The organism is uncultured Campylobacter sp., assembly GCF_937997405.1.
GTDB lineage: Bacteria > Campylobacterota > Campylobacteria > Campylobacterales > Campylobacteraceae > Campylobacter_B.
The window spans coordinates 1-5,496 of sequence record NZ_CALKTL010000052.1; the positions used below are offsets into that span (position 1 = coordinate 1).

Here is a 5,496-nt window from a genome sequence, read left to right on the forward strand (position 1 = left end):
GCGATGTTATAAACCATAAATAAAATTTCGCTACGTTGAGCTTGGATGCGTAGGGTGGTTGAGGCTTTGTAGTAGCTAAATTTTATTATCCAGTCTTGTTGCGATATGAGGTCTTTTTATCTTGTGGCAAGTGCATTTTTAAATTTCTTAATTTTCGCGCATTCCCGTCATTTGATATTTAGGTTAGAATTTCGAGTCAGACGGCTAAATTTGCATTTAATCTCTACTCACTGCTTACGATCCGCGCTTAAAGTACGTAAAATTTTATTTTCAAAGCGGCGAAAGGGCTCGTCTCAAATCGTCCGCAATGCTCGTCTAAAACTGCCAGCAGATCGCGCTTGTAGCCCGCCTGCTGTGATAAAGCTTTAGAATTTTACTGGGTTTGCGAAGCATTTAAATTTTTAAGCAATAAATATGTAAAATTAGCGAAATTTGATAATTCCAAAGGAACGAAAAATGGCAAAAGTTATGAAAACGATGGACGGAAACGAGGCGGCGGCTTACGTCTCATACGCCTTCACCGAGGTCGCGGGCATCTATCCGATCACGCCTAGCTCGCCTATGGCGGATTACACCGATATCTGGGCGTCGCAGGGCAAGAAAAACCTCTTCGGCATGCCCGTTAAAGTAGTCGAGATGCAAAGCGAGGGCGGCGCGGCGGGCACCGTGCACGGATCCTTACAAGCAGGCGCGCTTACGACGACGTATACCGCATCGCAGGGGCTTTTGCTAAAAATTCCAAATATGTACAAGATCGCGGGCCAGATGCTTCCGGGCGTCATTCACGTCGCGGCGCGCGCGCTTGCGGCGCAGGCTCTTTCAATTTTCGGCGATCATCAAGACGTCTACGCCTGTCGCCAAAGCGGCTTTGCGATGCTCGCAAGCGACAGCGTGCAGGAGGTGATGGATCTGGGCGGTATCGCGCATCTTGCGGCGATTAAGGGGCGAGTGCCGTTTTTGCACTTTTTCGACGGATTTCGCACGAGCCATGAAATTCAAAAGATCGAGGTGATGGACTATGCCGAGTTTGATCGCCTGCTCGATCGCGAGGCCGTGCGTAAATTTAGAGCTGACGCGCTAAGCTCCGAACATCCTAAAACTCGCGGCACGGCGCAAAACGACGACGTATATTTTCAGACACGCGAGCTAACCAATAAATTTTACGACGCGCTTCCGGATATCGTCGCGGAGTATATGAGCGAAATTTCAAAGATCACGGGGCGCTCGTACGCGCCTTTCGTCTATTACGGCGCAAGTGAGCCGCAGCGCGTGATCGTCGCGATGGGCTCGGTCAATCAAGCCCTTGAAGAGGTGGTCGATCATCTAAACGCGAAGGGCGAGAAGGTAGGCGTGCTAAAAGTGCATCTCTACAGGCCTTTTAGCCTCAAATATCTCTTCGCCGCGATGCCTAAAAGCGTGCGTAAAATCGCCGTGCTAGACCGCACGAAGGAGCCAGGCAGTCTCGGCGAGCCGCTGTATTTGGATATAAAGGCCGCATTTTACGGGCGCGAGGACGCTCCGCTCATCGTGGGCGGCAGGTATGGTCTAAGCTCCAAAGACGTTGATCCCGCGCAGCTAATCGCCGTGTATGAAAATTTAAAGGCGGACGAGCCTAAAAACGGCTTTACGATCGGCATCGACGACGACGTGACGCATCTATCTCTACCCGTGGGAGATAAAATTTCGCTCGGCTACGAGGATGAGACCGAGTGCTTGTTTTATGGCCTTGGCGCGGACGGCACCGTGGGCGCGAATAAAAATTCCGTCAAAATCATCGGCGACAAAACCGATCTTTACGCACAGGCGTATTTCGCCTACGACAGCAAAAAATCGGGCGGCTACACGCGCTCGCACCTGCGCTTCGGCAAAAGACCGATCCGCTCGACCTATCTCGTCTCAAATCCGCATTTTGTCGCCTGCTCGGTCGCTGCGTATCTAGACATCTACGACGTCATCGGGGGCATCCGAGAGGGCGGCACCTTCCTTTTAAATTCCATCTGGGATGCCGAGCAGACGGCGGCAAAGCTTCCAAACAAGGTTAAAAGAATTCTAGCCCAAAGACGGGTAAAATTTTATATCCTAAACGCAACTAAGCTGGCACGCGATATAGGGCTCGGAGGCCGCACTAATACGATCATGCAATCGGCGTTTTTCAAGCTTAGCGGCATCATTCCGTTTGAGCAGGCGCAGAGCTATATGAAGGAATACGCCAAGAAAACCTACGCCAAAAAGGGCGAGGCGGTCGTGGCGATGAACTGCGACGCGATCGATAGGGGCGCGGACGCTTTGGTACAGGTAGCGATCGATCCTGCGTGGGTAAATTTAAAAGATGACGCGGCGGATATAAACGACAAATACAAAGGCGACGAATTTATAGAAAAGATCGTAAAACCGATGAACGCAGCGCGCGGCGATAGCTTGCCAGTGTCGGCGTTTTTAGGACACGAGGACGGCGGGTTTGATGCGGGCACGACGCGATTTGAAAAGCGCGGCGTAGGCGTCACGGTGCCTAAATGGATCGAGCAAAACTGCATCCAGTGCAACCAGTGCGCCTTCGTCTGCCCGCACGCCGTAATCAGAGCGTTTTTGCTAGATGAAAAGGACGAAGCCGCCGCGCCTTTAAATTTAAAAGATCACCTGTTAGAAGCCAAGGGCAAGGAGCTAAAGGGGTTAAAATATAAGATCCAAGTAAGCCCGCTAGATTGCACGGGCTGCGCGCTTTGCGCCGAAAACTGCCCAAGCAAGGAAAAATCGCTCGTCATGGTGCCGCTTGAAGAAGAACTTGCAAAGGGCGAGCAAGAAAGCGCAGACTTTTTATTCGAGCACGTAAGATACAAAGACGATTTGATGGATAGATCAAGCGTCAAGGGCGTAGGCTTTGCCCGCCCGTATTTTGAATTTCACGGCGCGTGCCCGGGATGCGGCGAAACGCCGTACATCACGCTGATCACGCGACTTTTCGGAGATCATATGATCGTAGCCAACGCCACGGGCTGTAGCTCGATCTACGGTGGATCGGCACCTTCGATGCCGTACCGCAAGGACGAGAACGGCCGCGGCGTCGCGTGGGCGAACTCGCTTTTTGAGGACAACGCCGAGTTTGGGCTGGGAATGAAGATCGCAAGCGAGACGCTGCGCCATAAGATCGAAGATCTAATGCTAGGCTCGCTCTCAAGCGTGCCAAACGCGCTAAAGGCGCTTTATCACGACTGGATCGAAAACAGAAACGATACGCAAAAATCCGCTCAGATCAGAGATAGGCTCGTGCCGCTGCTAGAACAAAATTTGGACGCGCCCGGGGTTCGTGAAATTTTAGAACTGAAGCAGTATCTAAACAAAAAATCGCAATGGATCATCGGCGGCGACGGCTGGGCCTACGACATCGGCTACGGCGGCCTCGATCACGTGCTGGCTACCGGCGAGGACATAAACGTGCTGGTGCTGGATACGGAGGTTTACTCAAACACGGGCGGACAGAGCTCCAAAGCTAGCCGCCGCGGCTCTATCGCGCAGTTTACCGCAGGCGGCAAGCGCGTTCAGAAAAAAGACCTCGGTCAGATCGCGATGACATACGGCAATATCTTCGTCGCACAGGTAAATTCCAACGCAAATCAAGCCGCGACGCTAAAAGCGATCATGGCCGCCGAGGCCTACCCTGGGCCTAGTCTCATCATCGCGTATTCGCCGTGTATCGCGCACGGCATCAAAGGCGGCATGGGCAGCTCCGGCGATCAAGCCGAGCTTGCGAGCAAATGCGGCTATTGGCCGACCTACACCTTCGATCCGCGACTTGCGGCGGAGGGCAAAAATCCGCTTAAAATTTCATCCAAAGAGCCCGACTGGAGCCTTTATGAGGAATTTTTGCTAAACGAGGTGCGCTACAACGCGCTTAAAAAGATCGATCCGGAGCACGCGGGCAAGCTTTATGAAGCCAACAAAGCCGACGCGATGAGGCGTTACCGCCAGCTCAAGCGGCTTGCCAATGCCGATTTCGGCGATGAGGTTATCTCTGCGGGCGTCGCGAGCGAGAATGTTTAAGCTTTGCGGCTATTTGTTGAAATTCCGGCTCTGCGAATTTTGCAATCCGGAATTTTATTAAATTTCGCGGGACTGCATAAAATTCCGTATAAATTTTAAAAGGAAAATCCATGAAAAAAATCGGACTAATCGGCGGCATGAGTTACGAATCTACGATTACCTATTATGATGGGATCAATCGCAAAATTAACGAGCGTCTAGGCGGGCTAAGTAGCAGCGAAATCCTGCTAAGTAGTCTAAATTTTGACGAGATCGAGCGGTGTCAAAGAGATAATGAGTGGGGCAGGGCAGGTGAAATTTTAGCTCGTCACGCGCGAGTTTTGCAAAGCGGCGGCGCGGATTATATTTTTCTTTGCACCAATACGATGCATAAGTGCTACGAGGCGATAAAAGCCGCTATATCCGTGCCTTTCGTGCATATCGCGGACGCCACGTTAAGTGAGCTGCGAAAACGTGGCGTGCAAAAAGTAGGGCTGCTCGGCACGATTTACACGATGACGCAGGATTTTTACAAACAGCGCCTAATAGATGGCGGCGTAGAGGTACTCGTGCCGAATGCGGACGAAATGGAAGCGGTAAACGAAGTAATTTTTAATGAGCTTTGCTTTGGTAAAATTTTACCACATTCCAAGAAGAAATTTTTGCAGATCATTGAAGGACTTAGGGCTCGCGGTGCGCAGGGCGTGATACTGGGCTGCACGGAGATCGGGCTGCTCGTATCGCAAGCAGATACCGCCGCGTGGCTATTTGATACTACGCAGATCCACATCGATGCGGCAGTAAGTCTAGCTTTAAGCGAGTAAATATCAAATATAAGCCGGTAAAATTCCGGCTTATAATTTCAAATTTTTATATACATTATCAGTTAAATTTAATCTTTCTCTGTTATAATAACGACTATCAATCATATAAGGGGATGAAATGAACGTTTTAGTTATAGGAGCAGATGAGATTACGCCCATTAAGGCGGTTTTAAAAGACCTTGGCGCGAGTAACATCGAGCACTGGGATGCACGAAACGAAAATCGCGTAAATCGTAAGCCGATCCCGCAAGATACCGAGTGTGTCGTTATGCTTACGAGCTTTTTAAACCACAACACGATGAAAAAGATCAAAGGCGAAGTAAAAAAGCGCAAAATCCCGCTTGTATGCGCTAAAAGAAGCGTTAGCTGCGTATTTTGCGAATACTGTAAGGTCTTCAATTTAAATCAAGAATTCGGTTGCAGACCTTGCGAAGATGATTAAAATTCTAAGGAATTTAAATAATGCCGGCAAGCCCAAGCAAGCGGTTAAAAAATCGTGTACTGCGTCGCGGTCAAATGCTTACGACGATGAAACAGGCGAGCTAAATTCTAAGGATTTTTTAAATTCTAGCAAATTTAACGCTACTTGCTTTGCGCACGCCGAAAGCAAGAAATTTAACGGCAAATTTAAAAAGTTTTCAAGCGGTAAATCGAG

At 49.9% G+C, this 5,496-nt stretch carries 4 protein-coding genes; all 4 read left to right on the forward strand.

Translation table 11 applies throughout. From position 1 onward, the window contains the following. Positions 1–456 precede the first annotated feature (456 nt). On the forward strand, positions 457–4,038 hold the full coding sequence (nifJ, locus tag Q0372_RS02535; RefSeq protein WP_298102161.1) for a pyruvate:ferredoxin (flavodoxin) oxidoreductase: 3,582 nt from the start codon (positions 457–459) through the stop codon (positions 4,036–4,038). Between the two features lie 110 nt (positions 4,039–4,148). After that, positions 4,149–4,841 (forward strand): aspartate/glutamate racemase family protein, encoded by a 693-nt coding sequence (locus Q0372_RS02540; protein WP_298102163.1) that lies wholly within the window; start codon positions 4,149–4,151, stop codon positions 4,839–4,841. Positions 4,842–4,959: 118 nt separating this feature from the next. Further along, entirely contained in the window at positions 4,960–5,283 is a 324-nt protein-coding gene (locus tag Q0372_RS02545) for a DUF2325 domain-containing protein (RefSeq protein ID WP_005870807.1), read from the forward strand. Next, positions 5,276–5,496 (forward strand): hypothetical protein (locus Q0372_RS02550; protein ID WP_298102166.1); only part of this gene is annotated, 221 nt, incomplete at its 3' end. The genes Q0372_RS02545 and Q0372_RS02550, both read left to right, overlap by 8 nt.

Coding starts and splice junctions, on each gene's coding strand:
- Q0372_RS02540 (WP_298102163.1), top strand. CDS start 4,149: ATGAAAAAAATCGGACTAATCGGCGGCATGAGTTACGAATCTACGATT.
- nifJ (WP_298102161.1), top strand. CDS start 457: ATGGCAAAAGTTATGAAAACGATGGACGGAAACGAGGCGGCGGCTTAC.
- Q0372_RS02545 (WP_005870807.1), top strand. CDS start 4,960: ATGAACGTTTTAGTTATAGGAGCAGATGAGATTACGCCCATTAAGGCG.